The organism is Streptomyces sp. NPDC059452 (genome assembly GCF_042750035.1).
Classification (GTDB): domain Bacteria; phylum Actinomycetota; class Actinomycetes; order Streptomycetales; family Streptomycetaceae; genus Streptomyces.
This window is the reverse complement of sequence record NZ_JBHYVE010000014.1, coordinates 126,146-144,329: the sequence shown is the minus strand read 5'-3', so window position 1 is coordinate 144,329 and position 18,184 is coordinate 126,146. Positions and strand designations below refer to the sequence as shown.

Sequence of the window (18,184 nt, the reverse complement as noted above, 5' to 3'; positions counted from 1 at the left end):
AACAGTACGCGTTCCGTACGCCACGCGGTAGTCGGAGACCTCAACAAACCGGACATATGACCTCAATTGGCGCTTGTAACTGCTGGCAGGAACCGGGTAAGGGTAGAGGGACACCTCAAACACGACCGGCTTTGGAGGCGCCGCTTCACCGCAGGAACACGTATGGGCATCGGCAGCCATATGCCGAGAACGATGGAGGAGAACCATGTCACCCCGGCTCGACGAAGCGCGTACCCGCGACGCGTCGTCGGCATGTCCTCAGGGACCGACCAATTCCGACTCCCCCGCCGCGAGCGCCGTTCCGGGCCCGCGCGCCGGCACCACCCCCGGTTTTTCCGGCGAAGGCATTGAGGGATCCGAGGGCCTTGAGGGGTCCGATGGCCTTGAGGGGTCCGATGGCCTTGAGGGGTCCGATGGCCTTGAGGGATCCGAGGGGCTTGAGGGCCTGCCCGAGATCCCGCCCTACGCCGAAGTGGGGGCTCTGGACGCCAGGGCCCTGTCGAAGACGCTCTTTGAGCGCCTCGAATCCCTCGAAGAGGGCACGCACGAGTACGCGTACGTCCGCAACACCCTCGTCGAGCTCAACCTCGCGCTCGTCAAGTTCGCCGCCTCCCGGTTCCGCTCGCGCAGTGAGCCGATGGAGGACATCGTCCAGGTCGGCACGATCGGCCTGATCAAGGCGATCGACCGGTTCGAGCTGAGCCGCGGTGTCGAGTTCCCGACCTTCGCGATGCCGACCATCGTCGGCGAGATCAAGAGGTTCTTCCGCGACACCAGCTGGTCCGTGCGCGTCCCGCGCAGGCTCCAGGAGCTCCGGCTGGAGCTGGCCAAGGCGGGGGACGAGCTCTCCCAGCAGCTCGACCGCGCGCCCACCGTGGCGGAGCTGTCCGAGCGTCTCGGCATCACCCCGGACGAGGTCGTCGAGGGCATGTCCGCGAGCAACGCGTACACCGCGAGCTCGCTGGACGCCAAGCCCGAGGAGGACGACAGCGAGGGCGCCCTCGCGGACCGCATCGGCTACGAGGACCACGGGCTCGAAGGCATCGAGTACGTCGAGTCCCTGAAGCCGCTGATCGCCGCGCTGCCCTCGCGGGACCGCATGATTCTCTCGCTCCGCTTCGTCAGCAACATGACGCAGTCGGAGATCGGGGAGGAGCTGGGCATCTCGCAGATGCATGTGTCCCGGCTGCTCTCCCGGACGCTGGTCAAGCTCCGCAAGGGTCTGACCCTGGAGGAGTAGGCCGAACAGTCCGAACGCTTGCGGTAAGGACCCGATCCGGTACGTGGACACGTACGTACCGGAGGCGGGTCCTTCCGCGTGTCCGGGCTTCCCACGGCGGTACGGAGCCGGGGCGCCCGGGTCCGTACGGCTACTCCACTACTCCACCCGCTCCCCGCCCCGCCACACCGCGCTGACCAGCGGGACGCCCGGCCGGTAGGCGAGGTGGACATGGCTCGGGGCGTCCAGGAGGACCAGGTCGGCGCGGGCGCCGGGGGTGATACGGCCGACGTCGGTACGGCGCAGGGCCGCCGCGCCGCCCGCGGTGGCGGACCAGAGCGCCTCGTCGGGGGTCATCCCCATGTCGCGTACGGCCAGGGCGATGCAGAACGGCATGGACGAGGTGAACGACGAGCCGGGGTTGCAGTCCGTGGAAAGCGCGACCGTGGCCCCCGCGTCGAGGAGACGGCGGGCGTCGGGCCAGGTGGCGCGGGTGGAGAACTCGGCGCCGGGGAGCAGCGTGGCGACCGTGTTGCCCTGGCCGAGCGCGTCCACGTCCGCGTCGGTGAGGTGGGTGCAGTGGTCGGCGGAGGCGGCGTCGAGCTCCACGGCGAGCTGGACACCGGGCCCGTACGTCAGCTGGTTGGCGTGGATACGGGGGACGAGCCCCTTGGCGCGGCCCGCCGTGAGGATGGCGCGGGCCTGGTCGCCGTCGAAGGCGCCCCGCTCGCAGAAGACGTCGATCCAGCGGGCGTGCGGGGCGCAGGCCTCCAGCATCGGGCCGGTGACCAGGTCGACGTATCCGGCCGGGTCGTCGGCGTAGTCCGGGGAGACGATGTGGGCGCCGAGGTAGGTGACCTCGTCGGTGTGGCGGGAGGCGATGCGCAGGGCGCGGGCCTCGTCCTCGACGGTGAGGCCGTAGCCGGACTTGGTCTCGAAGGTGGTGGTGCCCTGGCGCAGGGCCTCGGCGAGGTAGCGGGCCACGTTGGCGGAGAGCTCGTCGTCGGTGGCCCGGCGGGTGGCGGCGACCGTGGTGCGGATGCCGCCCGCGCTGTAGGACTGCCCGGACATCCGGGCGTTGAACTCCTGGGTGCGGTCGCCCGCGAAGACGAGGTGCGAGTGAGAGTCGACGAAGCCCGGGATCATGGCCCGGCCCGCCGCGTCGAGGACGTTGTCAGTGGCGGGTGCTTTGCTTGATTCACCGGTCCAGACGATGCGGTCGCCCTCGATGACGACGGCCGCGTCCTGGATCAGGCCCAGGGGGGTCCCGTTGCCGAGGGAGGGGTCATTGGTGACCAGGCTGGCGATGTGGGTGACGGCGGTGGTCGTCATCTGGAGAGTGTTCTCCTTGCGTTCCGGGAGGAAGTCCGGGTCTGCGGGCGGGTTCCCGCCCGTGATGCCGGGCGGGTCCGCTGCCGGGGACGGGGTCAGTGGTGGTACAGGGCGGCCACGGCCGCCGCGAGCGCTCCGGGCACGTCCTCGATCCGCGTGTGGCGGCCGTCCCGGACGATGTGACGCCCTGCCACGACCGTGTGCCGCACATCAGCGGCGGAGGCGGCGAATACGGCGGTCTCCGCTGCCAGTCGGGGCACCGGCCCGGCCGTTCTGACGGAGTCCAGGGCGATGGTCGTCAGGTCGGCGGGGGCGCCCGGTTCCAGGACGCCCGCGTCGGGGCGGCCGAGTGCGGCGTGCCCGTCCGCGGAGGCGGCCCGCAGCAGGGCGGCGGCCGTCCAGTGGCCCCGGATGTGGGTGCGCAGCCGCTCGTTCAGCTCCATCGCGCGCGCCTCTTCGAAGAGGTCGATGACGGCGTGGCTGTCGCTGCCCAGCGAGAGCGGGGAGCCCGCCTTCTGGAGGGCCACGGCGGGGCCGATGCCGTCGGCGAGGTCGCGTTCGGTGGTGGGGCACATGCAGGTGCCGGTGGTGGAGGAGCCGAGCAGCGCGATGTCCTCCTCCGTCAGATGCGTGTTGTGGATGCCGGTGGTGCGGGGGCCCAGGACCCCGTGGTCGGCCAGCAGCCGGGTGGGGGTGCGGCCGTGGGCGGCCCGGCAGGCGTCGTTCTCGGCCGTCTGCTCGGAGAGGTGGACATGGAGCGGGGCGTTCCGCTCCTCGGCCCAGGCGGCGACGGTGGCCAGTTGGTCCGCCGGGACCGCGCGGACGGAGTGGATGGCGGCGCCGATCAGGGTCTGGTCGTCGCCCTTGAGGAGGGAGGCACGCTCGGCCCAGGCGTCGGCGGTGGTGTCGGAGAAGCGCAGTTGGTGCCGGTTGGGCTTCTCGCCGAACCCGGCCGCGAGGTAGGCGGTGTCCAGCAGGGTGATCCGGATACCGGCCTCGGCCGCCGCCGCGATCAGGGCCTCGCCCATGGCGTTCGGGTTGGCGTAGGGCGTGCCGCCGGGCGCGTGGTGCAGATAGTGGAATTCGCCGACGGAGGTGATGCCTGCCAGGGCCATTTCGGCGTACGTGGCGCGGGCCAGGTCGAAGTAGCTGTCCGGGGTGAGCCGGGAGGCCACCTGGTACATCACCTCGCGCCAGGTCCAGAAGGTCCCGGAGCCCACCTGGACGGTGGCGCGCAGGGCCCGGTGGAAGGCGTGGGAGTGGGCGTTGGCGAGGCCGGGGAGGGTCAGGCCGCGCAGCACGGTGGCGCCGGGCGGGGGCGTCTCCACCCCGGTCCTGACCCCGGCGATGCGGCCGCCCGCGACCTCCACGGTGACGCCTGGCTCGACATGGGTGCCGAGCCAGGCGTGGTCCATCCAGTACGTCGCGGCGACGGGCCCACTCGCCGCCCGGGTCGTCGCCGCCCGGGCCGTGGCCTCGGTCCCTGTCGTCGCCGCCGTCCGGGTCGTGGCCTCGGTCCCTGTCGTCATCGCCGCCCCTGTCGTCGCCTCGGTCCGGTTTGTCAGCTGCACGCGAGACCTTCCAGTACGTCGGCGAGTGCCCGCACCCCGGCCGTGCAGTCGTCCTCGGCGGCGTGCTCGGCCGGTGAGTGCGAGATTCCGGTGGGGTTGCGTACGAAGAGCATGGCGGTGGGCACCGAAGCGGACAAAATACCCGCATCGTGGCCCGCGCCGGTCCCCAGTACGGGGACGGGGCGCCCCGTGTCGCCGGTCGTCCCCTCCAGGATCTTGGCGAGCTCGTCGCGCAGGGCGTGCTCGAACTCGACCACGGGCGTGAAGGACTCCCGTACGACGTCGAGGTCGATCCCGGCCCGCTCGGCGTACTCGCGGGCGGCGCGCTCGATCCCGGTGACGACGGCGTCCAGGGTGGACTGGTCGGCGGCACGGGAGTCGAGCCAGCCCCGGACGAGGGAAGGGATGGCGTTGACCCCGTTGGGCTCGACCGCGATCTTGCCGAAGGTGGCGAGGGCGCCGGTGAGTTCGGCCTCGCGGCGGGCGGCGAGCACGGTCTCGGCGTACGTGAGCATCGGGTCGCGGCGGTCGGCCAGGCGGGTGGTGCCCGCGTGGTTGGCCTCACCCCGGAAGTCGAACCGCCAGCGGCCGTGCGGCCAGATGGCGGAGGCGATGCCGACGGGGTCGCCGGTCAGGTCGAGGGCGCGGCCCTGCTCGACGTGGAGTTCGACGAACGCACCGATCCGGGCGAGCCGTTCGGGGTCGGGGCCGATGGTCCCGGGGTCGTATCCGGCTCCCTCCATGGCGGCGGGCAGGGTGATCCCGTCCGCGTCCCGGAGGCGGTGGGCGTCGGCGACGGTGAGCTGTCCGGCGGCGAGCCGGGACCCGACGCAGGCGAGACCGAAGCGGGCGCCCTCCTCGTCACCGAAGTTGGTGATGGCGAGGGGCCGGGTGAACGTCACGCCCCGGGAGCAGAGTTCGTCGAGCGCGGCGAAGGAGGAGACCACGCCCAGCGGCCCGTCGAAGGCGCCGCCGTCGGGGACGGAGTCCAGGTGCGAGCCGGTGACGACGGCGTCGCCGGCCAGGGGGTCGCCGAGCCAGGCCCACTGGTTGCCGTTGCGGTCGGTCTCGTAGGTGAGCCCGCGCGCCTCGGCCTGCGTACGGAACCAGGCCCGGCAGTCGAGGTCCGCCGACGACCAGGCGTAGCGCCGGTAGCCGCCGCTGTCGGGGTGGCGGCCGACGGGGGCCAGCTCACGCCACATGGAGAGGAAGGAGTCACCGGTACGCCACTGGGGCGCGGGGGCGCCGGAGGGGGCGGGGGCCGCGGAGGAGGCGGGGGCCCCGGAGGAGGAGGCGGCCCCGGAAGGGGCGGGGGCGCCCTGGGGCGCGCATGCCCCGGAGGAGGCGGCGCCCCGGGGCGAGTCTGCCGCCGGGCCGGGCGCGGCAGCACCCGTCGGCGTACCCGGATGCGCCCCCGGGGAGGCGGGAGCGCCCGACGCGATGCCCCGGGGCGCGTCCTGCCCGCTGCCGTCCGGCGAGCCCGCCGCACCCGACGGCGTACTCCGGTCCCCGGACAGGTCCCCCGGGGTGCCGCTCGGATACCCCGGGGTGCCGTTCGGATCGGTGCCCGTCGGCATCAGTTGCCCTCCGTCATCGGTACGCGTACGCCCTTGTCCGTGGCGACGGACTCCGCGATGTCGTAGCCCGCGTCGACGTGGCGGATGACGCCCATGCCGGGGTCGTTCGTCAGGACGCGGCGGATCTTCTCGCCCGCGAGCTTCGTGCCGTCCGCGACGGTGACCTGGCCCGCGTGGATGGAGCGGCCCATGCCGACGCCGCCGCCGTGGTGGAGGGAGACCCAGGAGGCGCCGGAGGCGACGTTGACCATGGCGTTCAGGAGCGGCCAGTCGGCGATGGCGTCGGAGCCGTCGAGCATGGCCTCGGTCTCGCGGTACGGGGAGGCGACCGAGCCGCAGTCCAGGTGGTCGCGGCCGATGGCCAGCGGGGCGGCCAGTTCGCCGCTCGCGACCATGTCGTTGAAGCGCTCACCGGCCTTGTCGCGCTCGCCGTAGCCGAGCCAGCAGATGCGGGCGGGCAGCCCCTGGAAGTGGACGCGCTCCCCGGCCATCCTGATCCAGCGGTGCAGGGACTCGTTCTCCGGGAAGAGCTCCAGCATCGCCTGGTCGGTCTTGTGGATGTCGGACGCCTCGCCCGACAGCGCGGCCCAGCGGAAGGGGCCCTTGCCCTCGCAGAAGAGGGGGCGGATGTAGGCGGGGACGAAGCCGGGGAAGTCGAAGGCCCGGTCGTACCCGGCGAGCTGGGCCTCGCCCCGGATGGAGTTGCCGTAGTCGAAGACCTCGGCCCCGGCGTCCATGAAGCCGACCATGGCCTCGACGTGGCGGGCCATCGACTCGCGGGCGCGCTGGGTGAAGTCGGCGGGCTTCTCGGCGGCGAGGTCGGCCATGTCGTCGAAGTCGACGCCGAGCGGGAGGTAGGCCAGCGGGTCGTGGGCGCTGGTCTGGTCGGTGACGATGTCGATCGGCGCGCCCTCGGCGAGCATCCGGGGCAGCAGCTCCGCCGCGTTGCCGAGGAGGCCGATGGAGAGCGGGCGGCGGGCGTCGCGGGCCTCGACGGCGAGCTGGAGCGCGTGCTCCAGGCTGTCGGCCTTCACGTCCAGGTAGCGGTGTTCGATGCGGCGCTCGATGGCGCGCGGGTCCACGTCGATACAGATCGCCACGCCGTCGTTCATGGTGACGGCGAGCGGCTGGGCGCCGCCCATGCCGCCGAGCCCGGCCGTCAGGGTGATCGTCCCGGCCAGGGTCCCGCCGAACTTCTTCGCGGCGACGGCGGCGAAGGTCTCGTAGGTGCCCTGGAGGATGCCCTGGGTGCCGATGTAGATCCAGGACCCGGCGGTCATCTGGCCGTACATGGTCAGACCGAGCTGCTCCAGGCGGCGGAACTCCTCCCAGTTGGCCCAGTCGCCGACCAGGTTGGAGTTGGCGATGAGCACGCGCGGCGCCCACTCGTGGGTCTGCATGACACCGACCGGCCGCCCCGACTGGACGAGCATCGTCTCGTCCTGCTTCAGCGTCTGCAACGTACGGACCATCGCGTCGAACGAGCGCCAGTCGCGGGCCGCCTTCCCCGTGCCGCCGTAGACGACGAGCTTGTCGGGGTGCTCGGCGACCTCGGGGTCCAGGTTGTTCTGGAGCATGCGCAGGGCGGCTTCCTGCTGCCATCCCAGGGTGGTGAGGGCGCTGCCGCGCGGCGCTCGTACGGGGCGGGGTCCTGACATGGCGGTGCCTCCTCGCGACGGTGAATATCTATTCACATCCTGAGGCGCTGAATAGTCGTAGTCAACAGGTGCGGTTCGCGCCGCGCCCGGGAAGGCGTTTCCCCGACCGACCCGAGGGCCGACCCGAGAGCCGACCCGAAGGCCGACCCAAGGGCCGCCCGAGAACCGACCCGAAGGCCGCCCCGAGGCCCGCCCGGAGGCACCGATGAGCACGCCCGGCACACCCGCGTCAACGGCCCCCGAGGGCTCACCGCAGCTCAAGCGGGTGCTGGGCCCCAAGCTGCTGATCCTGTTCGTCGTCGGCGACATCCTCGGCACCGGCATCTACGCCACCACCGGGGACGTGGCGGGCAAGGTGGGCGGTGCGCTCTGGCTGCCGTTCGCGATCGGGTTCGCCGTGGCGCTGCTGACGGCGGCCTCGTACGTGGAGCTCGTCGGCAAGTACCCCAGGGCGGCCGGGGCCGCGCTCTACACCCAGAAGGCGTTCGAGGTCCCCTTCCTGACCTTCGTCGTCGCCTTCATGGTCATGTGCTCCGGGCTCTCCTCGGCGAGCGCGGCGGCCCGCGCGTTCAGCGGCGACTACCTGGGTGAATTCACCGACGCGGTGGAGCCGACCCTGATCGCGATCCTGTTCGTCCTCGCCCTGGCCGCGATCAACCTGCGCGGGGTCTCCGAGTCGGTGAAGGCGAACGTCGTCCTGACCCTGGTGGAGGTCAGCGGGCTCGCGGTGATCCTGGCGATCGGCGCGTACGCCGTACTGGGCGGCGAAGGGGAACCCTCCCGGCTGACCCAGATCGAGACCGGCGGTACGGGATACGCCCTGCTCACCGGGGTGCTCGGCGCCACCGCGCTCGGCTTCTTCGCCTTCGTCGGTTTCGAGGACTCGGTCAACATGGCCGAGGAGACGAAGGACCCCGCCCGCAACTTCCCCCGCGCGATCTTCATCGGCGTGGGCATCACCGGCACCATCTACATCCTGGTGGCCCTGGTCTCCTCGCTCCTGGTCGACTCCCGCACCCTGGCCGGCTCCAGCGGCCCGCTGCTGGAAGTGGTGAAGGCGGGCGGCGTCGATTTTCCGCCGAAACTCTTCGCGCTGATCGCCCTGTTCGCCGTCACCAACTCGGCGCTGATCAACCTCATGATGGCCTCGCGGCTCTGCTACGGGATGGCCAACGAACGCATCCTCCCGCCCGCGATGGGCAAGGTCCTGGCAGGCCGGCGCACCCCCTGGGTCGGCATCGTCTTCGTCTCCGTCCTGGCGGTCGGCCTGGTCTCCACCGGGGAGATCGAAGGGCTCGGCGACACCACCTCCTTCCTGCTGCTCTGTGTCTTCGGCGTGGTCAACATCGCCGTGCTGGTGCTGCGCGGGGACCGGGTCGAGCACCGCCACTTCCGTACGCCGACCGCCCTGCCGGTGCTCGGCGCGATCACCTCGCTGATCCTGGCGAGCCCGCTCGCCGACCGGGGCACCGACGTGTACGTACGCGCCGGGGTCCTGCTGCTGATCGGCGTCGGGCTCTGGGCGGTGAACAGGGCGGTGATGACGGCCCGCGCGAAGTCCGGCACGCAGGACACCTGACGGAACGTCACCTTCCGCCCCGGCCGCCGCATTCCAGCCGCTCCTTTACACCCAGCGGCGCATGTACCAAAGGAAAATGCCAGAACCTCCACCTGCCGTGAGCACGTTGCGTAGCCTCAGGGTCACAGCCGTACGCCGCGTCGGGAGGGGAATCCGCGTGCCCGGAATCGACGAGTGCCTGCTCGAAGTCATGAGGCTGCCCGGCGCCCGGGGCGCCTCGGTGGTCGACTGGACGAGCGGCCTCGCGCTCGGCACCATCGGCGAGTCCCCCAACGGAGACCACGAGGCGACGGCGGCCGAGACGGCGGAGGTCGCCCGGATGACCGCCGAGCAGCCCGCCTTCGCCCGCCTCACCGCAGGGGGCGTCGCCGAGCGCTCCGAGGGGCCGCCGAGCACCGCCGTAGAGGACGTCATCGTCACCACACAAGACGGTTACCACATGCTCCGCTTCGTCGAGACGGCTTTTGACAGCAGCGTCTTCCTCCACCTCTGGCTGAGCCGCTCCGAGGGCAACCTCGCACTGGCCCGGCTACGGCTGGGCGAGCTGGCCGAGCGGCTGGTGCTGGCATGAGCGCGATAGCCGCCGACCCCGGCACCCAGGAGACGGACCGGCTCCCGGTCCTCTCCCCGATGCTCCAGCGCCTCGCCGACGAGCGGGCCACCGGCGCCCTGATGCGCGACCGGGGCACGCTCTATCTCGCCGAGGGCCAGGTGGTGCACGCCGAGAGCCCCGACACCCCCGGCATCGACGTGCTCCTCACCACCGGCGGCACGCTGCGGCACGAGGGCTGGTGGGACGCAGTGGCGCAGGCCGGGGCCGGGCAGCGGGTCGGGCGGTATCTCGTGGACAGCGGCCATGTGCCGGGCGGCGCCCTGGAGTTGTGCCACCTGGGCGCGCTGTACGACGCCGCGTTCTTCGCCCTCGCCCCGACCGGTACGCCCGCCCGCTTCCGTTACGGGGTGTCCCACTGGATCGGCCCGGTGCGGCCGGTCCCGGTGGCCGCCGTCCAGCGCGAGACGCTGCGCAGACGGGAGCTGCTGGACCGGATCTGGCCCGACGCGGCCTGCGACGGCGCCCCCGTGGTCCGGACGGCCGCGCGCACCGCCGACAGCCCCGTACCGGTCCGCCAGCGCCGGGTCCTGGAGCTGGCCGACGGCGTGCGTACGGCCTCCGACATCGCCCAGGCACTGGGCTGTTCGGCGTTCCACATCCTGGTCGACCTGCGGCGGCTCGCCGCGGCCGGCCTGGTGGCGGCGGTCCGCGCGCAGCCGCTGCCCGCCACCGCCACCTCTATGAACGGCCGGATCACGCTCCCCGAGGTGACGGCCGACCCCGATATCGCCCTGCTGCGCCGGCTCCGAGACGCATTGGAGGCCCTGTGATACGCGCGCTCAGACAGCGTGCCGGGAGGAGACAGCTGATGGTTCCCGAGGCCGAAACGCGTGGTGTCCTCGACGAGCTCCAGCGGATACGGGCCCGGGTCCCCCTGCTCGCCGGGGCGCTGGCAGCCTCCACCGACGGACTGGTCCTGGCCCACGACACCCCGGGCATCGAGGCCGAGGGCGTCGCCGCCCTCACCGCCGCCGCGCTCGGCGTCTCGATCCGCATGACGGAGGCCACCGGCCGGGGCGGCTTCCGGGAGCTCCTGGTCCGGGGCGAGAGCGGCTACATCGCCACGTACGCCGCCGGCTCCTCCGCCGTCCTGACCCTGCTGGCCGAGGACCGCATCAACGTCGGCCGGCTCCACCTGGAGGGCCGCCGCGCGGGCGCCCGGATCGGCGAACTCGTCGACACCGCCCTGGAACGCGCCGAGCGCACGCCCCCCATGCCCCGCACCGCCCCACCTCGCGGCGCCCCCAACCGCACACTCCCGCAGCGCCCCACGTAACCGCTTCCCCCACGCCGTACGGCACAAGACCACCGGGACTCCCGCATCACGCACCACGCGAACCCCACCCCACACACCACACCGCGCACACAGAAACGGACCCGGTCACCACGACCGGCCACGGAAAGGAAACGAGCCTCCATGGCGAACACCGAAGCGTCACTGAAGGAAGCGATGAGCTCGATCGAGGGCGCCACGGGTGTCGCCCTCGTCGACTACACGAGCGGGATGGCCCTGGGCACGCTCGGCGGCGGCAAGGACTTCAACCTGGAGGTCGCCGCCGCGGGCAACACCGACGTGATCCGCGCCAAGCTCCGCACCATGGAGCACCTGGGCCTCAAGGAGGAGATCGAGGACATCCTCATCACGCTGGGGAGCCAGTACCACCTGATCCGGCTGCTCAAGACCCGCGGCAGCAACGGCCTCTTCCTCTACCTGGTGCTGGACGCGAGCCGGGCGAACCTGGCGATGGCCCGCCACCAGCTGAAGAAGATCGAGGCCGACCTGGAGGTCTGAGGCCTCGAATCGGCCGGGGGGTCTGAGCCCCCGGATCGACCTGGAGGCCTGAGCCCCCGGCCGATCCGAAGGCCCTGAGGCCTCCGGCTGTCCTCCGGGAGGCCTGAGACCTGCGTAACGTCCCTCACCGGCGGCGACGCCGCGCCCCGCCCGGCGCGGCGTCCCCCGCCTCCGGACCCGTCGTCCGGTGCGCCTTCACCCGCTTCGCGACCGGGCTGCCGTGCCCGGACCAGTCGGTGCGCACCCAGTACAGGACGTCCTCGTGGCGCTCGCGCTGCCCGATCCGTACGGCCTTGGCCCAGAGACCGGCCCCCGCGCCCGCGAGCACAAGACCGCCCGCGCCCGGCAGCGCGAACGAGGACGCGACGGCCACCACGAACGCCCCCAGCAGCCACCACCGGTGCGCGCGCCGCCACCCCCGTACGGTCACGGCCCGGTCCTGGAGAAAGTCGCCGCGCCCCGCCCGCGAGGCACCCCGGGCCAGCTCCCCGTACCGCCTGCCGCGCGCCAGCAGCACCACGGCCGCAGTGACGATGAAGAGCGCCGCCCCGGCCAGCAGCCCGATCCGGCGCCCGGTCAGCCCCGGCACGAACGCCCCCGCACCGGCGGCCACCAGCCCGGCCCACCACAGCGGCGCGGCCCCGGCCCGTACGATCACGGCCACTCTCGCCAGCGACTGCCCTCCACGCCCCACGCCGTACCCCTCTCGCTCCACACCTGTCCCCGACCGCGGCCTGTGCCGGTCGTTCTGGGCGCGGAGATTAGCGGCCGCAGATGAGGAGCGGGTGAGAATCCGCGAAATCGGTGACCTGTACATCACGCGTACGGGAAAAGAAGGCACCGGCTGCCGCCGTACGTCACTCCACGAACAGCCCCCGTGCCGCCGCCCGTACGTCGAACTCCTCCAGCCGGGCCTGGGCGTCGGGGAGTTCGTCGCACATCGCCTCCAGCAGGACCCGTCCCAGCAGCATCGGTGCGCAGACCGTGTCGAAGGAGAGGCCGGAGCCGATGGCCGCCGGGAGCAGCAGGGCGCTGTACTTGGCGACCGGGGCGAAGGCGGAGTCCGCGACCGTCACGACGGTGAGGCCCTGCTCCCCGGCGTACGCCAGCGCCTCCACGCACTCCTTGGGGTGGCGGGGCAGCGCGAAGCACATCAGGGCGGTGGCCCCGGCCCGGCGGACGGAGTCGATCCGGTCCAGGAGCATGGAGCCGCCCTCGTCGAGGACCCGGACGTCGGGGTGGACCTTGGCGGCGAAGTAGCCGAACCCGCGTGCCTGTGAGGAGGCCGCGCGGAGGCCGAGCACGGGCAGCGGGCGGGACCCGGCGAGCAGACGGCCCGCCCGCTCCACGGGGGCGGGGTCGGCGAGCAGGCCGGAGAGGTGCTGGAGGTTCTCGATCTCGGCGCGGACGGCCTGCTGGTACTCGTTGTACGTCTCCCCCGCGTCCTCCTGCTCCGCGTCGGCGGGCGCGACCTCGCGCAGATGGCGGCGGAGCGCCGGGTAGCCGTCGAAGCCGAGCGCGACGGCGAAGCGGGTGACGGAGGGCTGGCTGACTCCGGCGAGCTCGGCCAGCTCGACGCTGGAGAGGAACGGCGCGTCGGCCGCCCGGCGGACCATGCAGTGCGCGATACGCCGCTGGGTGGGCGTGAGCCGGTGCCCCTCGAAGAGCCGCTGCAACCGTGCGGCGGGGGTGCTCCCACTCATGCTGTCCCCTTGCTGGATCTGTCGGCGCCATGATCGGCGCCGACAGATCCATTCAGCCAGGAAGGCTCCTGTATGTCCATATGCAGTGCGGAGCGACGGGCGGCTTCCACTCTCGGGAAATGCGGCTTCCACCCCGGGAAATACGGGGGATAGCCCCCGTGCTCGGGCCCGTCGGCGCTCGTAACGTAGCGGGTATGGAAGCCCGTGACCACGAGCTCAAGAAGGATCTCGCCGCCACTCTCCAGGCGCGCGGCGAGTTGGGGCCGGAGTACGAGTCCGCGCTCATCGACTCGTTCCTGGAGAAGGTCGAGCAGCGCCTCGACACCACGATGGACCGCCGGGTCCGGCGCCATCTCGCCGAGCAGCAGATGGCGGCCGCCCGCGGTCCCCGGCCCGCCCGGCCGCCCACCGAGTCCGGGGCGGTGCCCGGGTTCGGGGAGCGGTTCGGGTTCGGGGTCGTCTCGCTCGTCCTGGCCGTCCCGCTCTCCGCCATCGGGGTCGTCAACGCGGGCATCGGGGGGCTGGTGGTGGCCTGGACGGGGATCGTCGGGGTGAACGCGGTCCATGCGGCGCGCAACGGGGGCCTGTTCCGGCAGCGGGGGCGGGAGCGGGATCAGGACCGGGAGCGCCGCGCGGCCTCGGAGTGGCAGGACTGAGGCGCAGTGGCAGGACTGAGGCGGAGTGGCACGGCTGAGTCGCCGTGGCAGGGCTGAGGCACGTAGCCCGAGCCTGGCAGCTCTCCCGGGGGTGTGGCGCGAACGACCGCGCGGCCGGACCCCCGGAGGGGCCGGCCGCGCGGTGACGTATGTCGCGGGGGCCGCCGCACCCCCGGTGGCCCGGGGGGCGGGACGACGACGGTCCCCGCGAAGGACGGGGTCCGGGTCAGGGCCGGGTGCCGCGTCCGGGCGACGGTGGAGGTCCGGGAGCCGCTCCGTAGTCCGGTGTCGCCGTTCTGGGTGCCGACGGGTTTCCCTGCCGACACCCACCAATGTGCCGGAGCCGTGTTAAGCGGGTGCTGCGCGGACGTGACGCGCTCGTACCGATTTCGCGAAGCCCCGACGCCACCGTTCCGGAGGCGGCCCCGGAGGCGGCCGTCAGGCCTTGGCGCCGGCGTCCCTCGCGAGGAACGCGAGCACGTCCTGCCTGCTCACGACGCCCTTCGGCTTGCCCTCGACCAGCACGATCGCCGCGTCCGCCCCGTCCGCACCGCTGAGCACGGCCATCAGGTCCTCGACCGGCTCGCCCGAGCCGACCTGCGGCAGCGGGGCCGACATGTGCTTCTCCAGCGGGTCGGAGAGCGAGGCGCGCTGGGTGAACAGGGCGTCCAGCAGCTGCCGCTCCACCACGGAGCCGATGACCTCGGCGGCCATCACGTCGGGGTGTCCGGCGCCCGGCTTCACGATCGGCATCTGGGAGACGCCGTACTCGCGCAGGACGTCGATCGCCTGGCCGACCGTCTCCTCCGGGTGCATGTGGACGAGGGAGGGCAGCGGGCCCTCCTTGAAGTCCAGCACCGCGCTGACCTGCGGGGAGGAGCTGGTGTCCTCCAGGAAGCCGTAGTCGGCCATCCACTCGTCGTTGAAGATCTTGCTCAGGTAGCCGCGGCCGCTGTCGGGCAGCAGCACCACCACGACATCGTCCGGGCCGAGCCGCTTGGCGACCTCCAGGGCCCCGACGACCGCCATGCCGCAGGAGCCGCCGACGAGCAGGCCCTCCTCCTTGGCGAGGCGGCGCGTCATCTGGAAGGTGTCCTTGTCGGACACCGCGACGATCTCGTCGGTGACCTCACGGTCGTACGCGCTCGGCCAGAAGTCCTCGCCGACGCCCTCGACCAGGTACGGACGCCCGGAGCCGCCGGAGTAGACCGAGCCCTCCGGGTCCGCGCCGATGACCTGGACCGCGCCGTCGCTGATCTCCTTGAGGTAGCGGCCGGTGCCGCTGATCGTGCCGCCGGTGCCGACGCCCGCGACGAAGTGGGTGATCTTCCCCTCCGTCTGCTCCCACAGCTCGGGACCGGTGGTCTCGTAGTGCGAGCGCGGGTTGTTCGGGTTGGAGTACTGGTCCGGCTTCCAGGCACCCGGCGTCTCGGTGACCAGCCGGTCGGAGACGTTGTAGTACGAGTCCGGGTGCTCCGGGTCGACGGCCGTGGGGCAGACGACGACCTCAGCGCCGTACGCGCGCAGCACGTTGATCTTGTCCGTGGACACCTTGTCCGGGCAGACGAAGATGCACTTGTAGCCCTTCTGCTGGGCGACGATGGCGAGGCCGACGCCCGTGTTGCCGCTGGTCGGCTCGACGATCGTGCCGCCGGGCTTGAGCTCACCGCTCTGCTCGGCCGCCTCGATCATGCGCAGGGCGATGCGGTCCTTCACCGACCCGCCGGGGTTGAAGTACTCGACCTTAGCCAGGACGGTCGCCTGGATGCCTGCCGTGACGTTGCGCAGCCTCACCAGCGGGGTGTTGCCGACAAGAGTGATCAGCGAATCGTGGAATTGCACCGTGTACTCCGGGATCTCCGAGATGGTCCGGCCCAGAGTATGCGTACGGGCCGGACGATGCGTACGTACGGCTCCGCCCCTGGACCGGGAGGCCGGATACGGAGCGTACGGGCCCGGAAACGCGCGGTGCGATTGGGCGGCGCCCTTCGCGGGGCAGGTAGGTACATGTACGGCTGTACGGCGAGGAGGAGGTGGACCGGACTGTGTCGAGAGCAAGGGTGGCACGGCGGATCGCGGCGGGCGCGGCTTACGGCGGTGGCAGCATCGGACTGATCGGTGCGGCGGCCGTCGGCGTGTTCCTGGCGGAGGTCCAGCTCGCGAAGAGGCAGGTGGGCGGCGGTACGGCACCGGTTCCGCCGAGCGCGGACGGGCGGTACGGGGTGGCGTTCGCCGGTCCGAACGATCCGTTGCGGCTCGGGATGCTCGGGGATTCCACGGCGGCGGGCCAGGGGGTGCGGCGGGCCGGGCAGACCCCGGGGGCGCTGCTCGCCTCGGGGCTCGCGGCGGTGGCGGAGCGGCCGGTGGACCTGCGGAACGTGGCCCTGCCGGGGGCCAGGTCGGACGATCTGGAGCGGCAGGTCTCGCTGTTGCTGGCGGACCCGGCCCGTACCCCGGACGTCTGCGTGATCATGATCGGGGCGAACGACGTCACCCACCGGATGCCCGCCACCCAGTCGGTGCGCTGTCTGACGACGGCGGTGCGCAGGCTGCGGACGGCGGGGGCGGAGGTGGTCGTGGGGACCTGCCCGGACCTGGGCACGATCGAGCCCGTCTACCAGCCGCTGCGGTGGCTGGCCCGGCGGGTGAGCCGACAGCTGGCGGCGGCGCAGACGATCGGCGCGGTGGAGCAGGGCGGGCGCACGGTGTCGCTGGGCGATCTGCTGGGCCCGGAGTTCGCGGCGAACCCGCGCGAGCTGTTCGGCCCGGACAACTACCACCCCTCCGCCGAGGGGTATGCGACGGCGGCGATGGCGGTGCTGCCCACGCTCTGCGCGGTGCTGGGCCTGTGGCCGGAGTCGGACCGGCTGGACGGCTCGCGCCGCGAGGACATCCTCCCGGTGGCCGAGGCGGCCTCCCAGGCGGCCCGCGAGGCCGGTACGGAGGTCACGGGGGCCCGCGCCCCCTGGGCCCTCCTCAAGCACCGCAGGCGGCGGCGCCTGCCCGCCTCCACGGAGACGGAACCGGCACCGCACGCGCACCCGGACGCGGCACACGGTCATATGTAGGCGTACAGCCCCGGGCCCTGGGTGGGGCCCGGGCGCAGCCCCCTCCCCCCACCCCAACTCCCTGAGCAAGCGCTTAGAAAAGAGTCCCTCATCACACGGCCTGCCGGGTGACCCGGGCGATACGCCCGGGTAGCTTCCAGGGGAGTTCCCTCGTCCACCCAGCTTTCCAGCCCTCATGGAGCCGCGTGATGCCCGAAGCCGTGATCGTCTCTGCCGCCCGTTCGCCGATCGGCCGCGCCTTCAAGGGGTCCCTCAAGGACCTGCGCGCGGACGACCTGACCGCCACGATCATCCAGACCGCGCTGGCCAAGGTCCCCGAGCTGGACCCGAAGGACATCGACGACCTGATGCTGGGCTGCGGTCTGCCCGGGGGCGAGCAGGGCAACAACCTGGGCCGCATCATCGCCGTACAGATGGGGATGGACCACCTTCCCGGCTGTACGGTCACCCGCTACTGCTCCTCCTCGCTCCAGACCAGCCGGATGGCGCTGCACGCGATCAAGGCGGGCGAGGGCGACGTCTTCATCTCGGCGGGCGTCGAGATGGTGTCCCGCTTCACCAAGGGCAACTCCGACAGCCTGCCGGACACGCACAACCCGCTCTTCGCCGAGGCCGAGGCCCGTACCGCCGCCCGCGCCGAGGAGTCCGGTGCGGGCTGGCACGACCCGCGCGAGGACGGCATCGTCCCGGACGCGTACATCTCGATGGGGCAGACGGCGGAGAACCTGGCCCGCTCCAAGGGCGTCACCCGCCAGGACATGGACGAGTTCGGCGTACGGTCGCAGAACCTCGCCGAGGAAGCCCTGAAGAACGGCTTCTGGGAGCGGGAGATCACCCCGGTCACCACCCCCGACGGCACCGTCGTCGCAAAGGACGACGGCCCGCGCGCGGGCGTCACGCTGGAGGGCGTGCAGGGACTGAAGCCGGTCTTCCGCCCCGACGGCCTGGTCACCGCGGGCAACTGCTGCCCGCTCAACGACGGCGCCGCCGCCCTGGTGATCATGTCCGACACCAAGGCGCGGGAGCTGGGCCTGACCCCGCTGGCCCGGATCGTCTCCACCGGCGTCTCCGGCCTCTCCCCCGAGATCATGGGGTACGGCCCGGTCGAGGCCAGCAAGCAGGCGCTGAAGCGGGCGGGCCTGACGATCGGCGACATCGACCTCGCCGAGATCAACGAGGCGTTCGCCGCCCAGGTCATCCCCTCCTACCGGGACCTCGGCCTGCCGCTGGAGAAGGTCAACGTCAACGGCGGCGCGATCGCGGTCGGCCACCCCTTCGGCATGACGGGCGCCCGCATCACCGGCACGCTGATCAACAGCCTCCAGTTCCACGACAAGCAGTTCGGCCTGGAGACGATGTGCGTGGGCGGCGGCCAGGGCATGGCGATGGTGATCGAGCGGCTGAGCTGAGCCGCAG

Annotated in this window: 16 protein-coding genes; 9 read left to right on the top strand and 7 right to left on the bottom strand. The window is 72.3% G+C overall.

Annotated elements, in window-relative coordinates; genetic code table 11:
- The first annotated feature begins 205 nt into the window (after nt 1–205).
- Nucleotides 206–1,240, top strand: a complete 1,035-nt coding sequence (locus tag ACFW9Z_RS20060) for a SigB/SigF/SigG family RNA polymerase sigma factor (RefSeq protein WP_384642405.1) — start codon at nt 206–208, stop codon at nt 1,238–1,240.
- Between the two features lie 138 nt (nt 1,241–1,378).
- Here the strand turns inward: ACFW9Z_RS20060 and hutI are convergent, their stop codons facing one another.
- From hutI to hutU, 4 genes are all read right to left on the bottom strand, one after another.
- On the bottom strand, nt 1,379–2,551 hold the full coding sequence (gene hutI / locus ACFW9Z_RS20055) for an imidazolonepropionase (protein ID WP_384642402.1): 1,173 nt from the start codon (nt 2,549–2,551) through the stop codon (nt 1,379–1,381).
- A gap of 95 nt (nt 2,552–2,646) precedes the next feature.
- Entirely contained in the window at nt 2,647–3,966 is a 1,320-nt protein-coding gene (locus ACFW9Z_RS20050; RefSeq protein WP_384642577.1) for a formimidoylglutamate deiminase, read from the bottom strand.
- Between the two features lie 146 nt (nt 3,967–4,112).
- Complete coding sequence (locus ACFW9Z_RS20045) at nt 4,113–5,324, bottom strand: allantoate amidohydrolase (protein ID WP_384642574.1); 1,212 nt, start codon at nt 5,322–5,324, stop codon at nt 4,113–4,115.
- A gap of 374 nt (nt 5,325–5,698) precedes the next feature.
- Nucleotides 5,699–7,357, bottom strand: a complete 1,659-nt coding sequence (hutU, locus tag ACFW9Z_RS20040) for a urocanate hydratase (RefSeq protein ID WP_384642399.1) — start codon at nt 7,355–7,357, stop codon at nt 5,699–5,701.
- Between the two features lie 205 nt (nt 7,358–7,562).
- Between hutU and ACFW9Z_RS20035 the strand changes: the two genes are divergently transcribed.
- The 5 genes from ACFW9Z_RS20035 (at nt 7,563) to ACFW9Z_RS20015 (ending at nt 11,341) form a co-directional block, all read left to right on the top strand.
- Nucleotides 7,563–8,936: an APC family permease gene (locus ACFW9Z_RS20035; RefSeq protein ID WP_384642396.1), complete on the top strand. Its 1,374-nt coding sequence runs from the start codon at nt 7,563–7,565 to the stop codon at nt 8,934–8,936.
- A 157-nt stretch (nt 8,937–9,093) separates the two neighbouring features.
- On the top strand, nt 9,094–9,507 hold the full coding sequence (locus ACFW9Z_RS20030) for a hypothetical protein (RefSeq protein WP_384642393.1): 414 nt from the start codon (nt 9,094–9,096) through the stop codon (nt 9,505–9,507).
- On the top strand, nt 9,504–10,319 hold the full coding sequence (locus ACFW9Z_RS20025) for a transcriptional regulator (protein WP_384642390.1): 816 nt from the start codon (nt 9,504–9,506) through the stop codon (nt 10,317–10,319). Before ACFW9Z_RS20030 ends, ACFW9Z_RS20025 begins: the two co-directional genes overlap by 4 nt.
- 38 nt (nt 10,320–10,357) lie before the next feature.
- Nucleotides 10,358–10,825 (top strand): roadblock/LC7 domain-containing protein, encoded by a 468-nt coding sequence (locus ACFW9Z_RS20020; protein ID WP_384642388.1) that lies wholly within the window; start codon nt 10,358–10,360, stop codon nt 10,823–10,825.
- A gap of 141 nt (nt 10,826–10,966) precedes the next feature.
- Nucleotides 10,967–11,341 (top strand): hypothetical protein, encoded by a 375-nt coding sequence (locus tag ACFW9Z_RS20015; protein WP_384642385.1) that lies wholly within the window; start codon nt 10,967–10,969, stop codon nt 11,339–11,341.
- A 124-nt stretch (nt 11,342–11,465) separates the two neighbouring features.
- Here the strand turns inward: ACFW9Z_RS20015 and ACFW9Z_RS20010 are convergent, their stop codons facing one another.
- Complete coding sequence (locus ACFW9Z_RS20010; protein ID WP_384642572.1) at nt 11,466–12,005, bottom strand: hypothetical protein; 540 nt, start codon at nt 12,003–12,005, stop codon at nt 11,466–11,468.
- A gap of 193 nt (nt 12,006–12,198) precedes the next feature.
- Nucleotides 12,199–13,017 carry a MurR/RpiR family transcriptional regulator gene (locus tag ACFW9Z_RS20005; RefSeq protein ID WP_384642569.1) on the bottom strand — a complete coding sequence of 273 codons (819 nt, stop codon included), beginning with the start codon at nt 13,015–13,017 and terminating at the stop codon, nt 12,199–12,201.
- Nucleotides 13,018–13,238: 221 nt separating this feature from the next.
- Between ACFW9Z_RS20005 and ACFW9Z_RS20000 the strand changes: the two genes are divergently transcribed.
- A complete protein-coding gene (locus ACFW9Z_RS20000) occupies nt 13,239–13,700 on the top strand; it encodes a hypothetical protein (protein ID WP_384642382.1) in 462 nt (153 codons plus the stop codon).
- Between the two features lie 438 nt (nt 13,701–14,138).
- On the opposite strand, the gene ACFW9Z_RS19995 is transcribed toward ACFW9Z_RS20000, so the two are convergent.
- A complete protein-coding gene (locus tag ACFW9Z_RS19995; RefSeq protein ID WP_384642379.1) occupies nt 14,139–15,542 on the bottom strand; it encodes a cystathionine beta-synthase in 1,404 nt (467 codons plus the stop codon).
- A gap of 218 nt (nt 15,543–15,760) precedes the next feature.
- Between ACFW9Z_RS19995 and ACFW9Z_RS19990 the strand changes: the two genes are divergently transcribed.
- Together ACFW9Z_RS19990 and ACFW9Z_RS19985 are read left to right on the top strand one after the other, a co-directional pair.
- A complete protein-coding gene (locus ACFW9Z_RS19990; RefSeq protein WP_384642566.1) occupies nt 15,761–16,768 on the top strand; it encodes an SGNH/GDSL hydrolase family protein in 1,008 nt (335 codons plus the stop codon).
- 188 nt (nt 16,769–16,956) lie between these two features.
- A complete protein-coding gene (locus ACFW9Z_RS19985; protein WP_384642376.1) occupies nt 16,957–18,177 on the top strand; it encodes an acetyl-CoA C-acetyltransferase in 1,221 nt (406 codons plus the stop codon).
- The last annotated feature ends 7 nt before the right edge of the window (nt 18,178–18,184 follow it).

Bases quoted from the DNA above. Each gene is read 5' to 3' on its own strand.
- ACFW9Z_RS20025 (WP_384642390.1), top strand. From the start codon at position 9,504: ATGAGCGCGATAGCCGCCGACCCCGGCACCCAGGAGACGGACCGGCTC.
- ACFW9Z_RS20060 (WP_384642405.1), top strand. From the start codon at position 206: ATGTCACCCCGGCTCGACGAAGCGCGTACCCGCGACGCGTCGTCGGCA.
- ACFW9Z_RS20045 (WP_384642574.1), bottom strand. From the start codon at position 5,324: ATGTGGCGTGAGCTGGCCCCCGTCGGCCGCCACCCCGACAGCGGCGGC.
- ACFW9Z_RS20015 (WP_384642385.1), top strand. From the start codon at position 10,967: ATGGCGAACACCGAAGCGTCACTGAAGGAAGCGATGAGCTCGATCGAG.
- ACFW9Z_RS20050 (WP_384642577.1), bottom strand. From the start codon at position 3,966: ATGGACCACGCCTGGCTCGGCACCCATGTCGAGCCAGGCGTCACCGTG.
- ACFW9Z_RS20035 (WP_384642396.1), top strand. From the start codon at position 7,563: ATGAGCACGCCCGGCACACCCGCGTCAACGGCCCCCGAGGGCTCACCG.
- ACFW9Z_RS20000 (WP_384642382.1), top strand. From the start codon at position 13,239: ATGGAAGCCCGTGACCACGAGCTCAAGAAGGATCTCGCCGCCACTCTC.
- ACFW9Z_RS19985 (WP_384642376.1), top strand. From the start codon at position 16,957: ATGCCCGAAGCCGTGATCGTCTCTGCCGCCCGTTCGCCGATCGGCCGC.
- ACFW9Z_RS20020 (WP_384642388.1), top strand. From the start codon at position 10,358: ATGGTTCCCGAGGCCGAAACGCGTGGTGTCCTCGACGAGCTCCAGCGG.
- hutU (WP_384642399.1), bottom strand. From the start codon at position 7,357: ATGTCAGGACCCCGCCCCGTACGAGCGCCGCGCGGCAGCGCCCTCACC.
- hutI (WP_384642402.1), bottom strand. From the start codon at position 2,551: ATGACGACCACCGCCGTCACCCACATCGCCAGCCTGGTCACCAATGAC.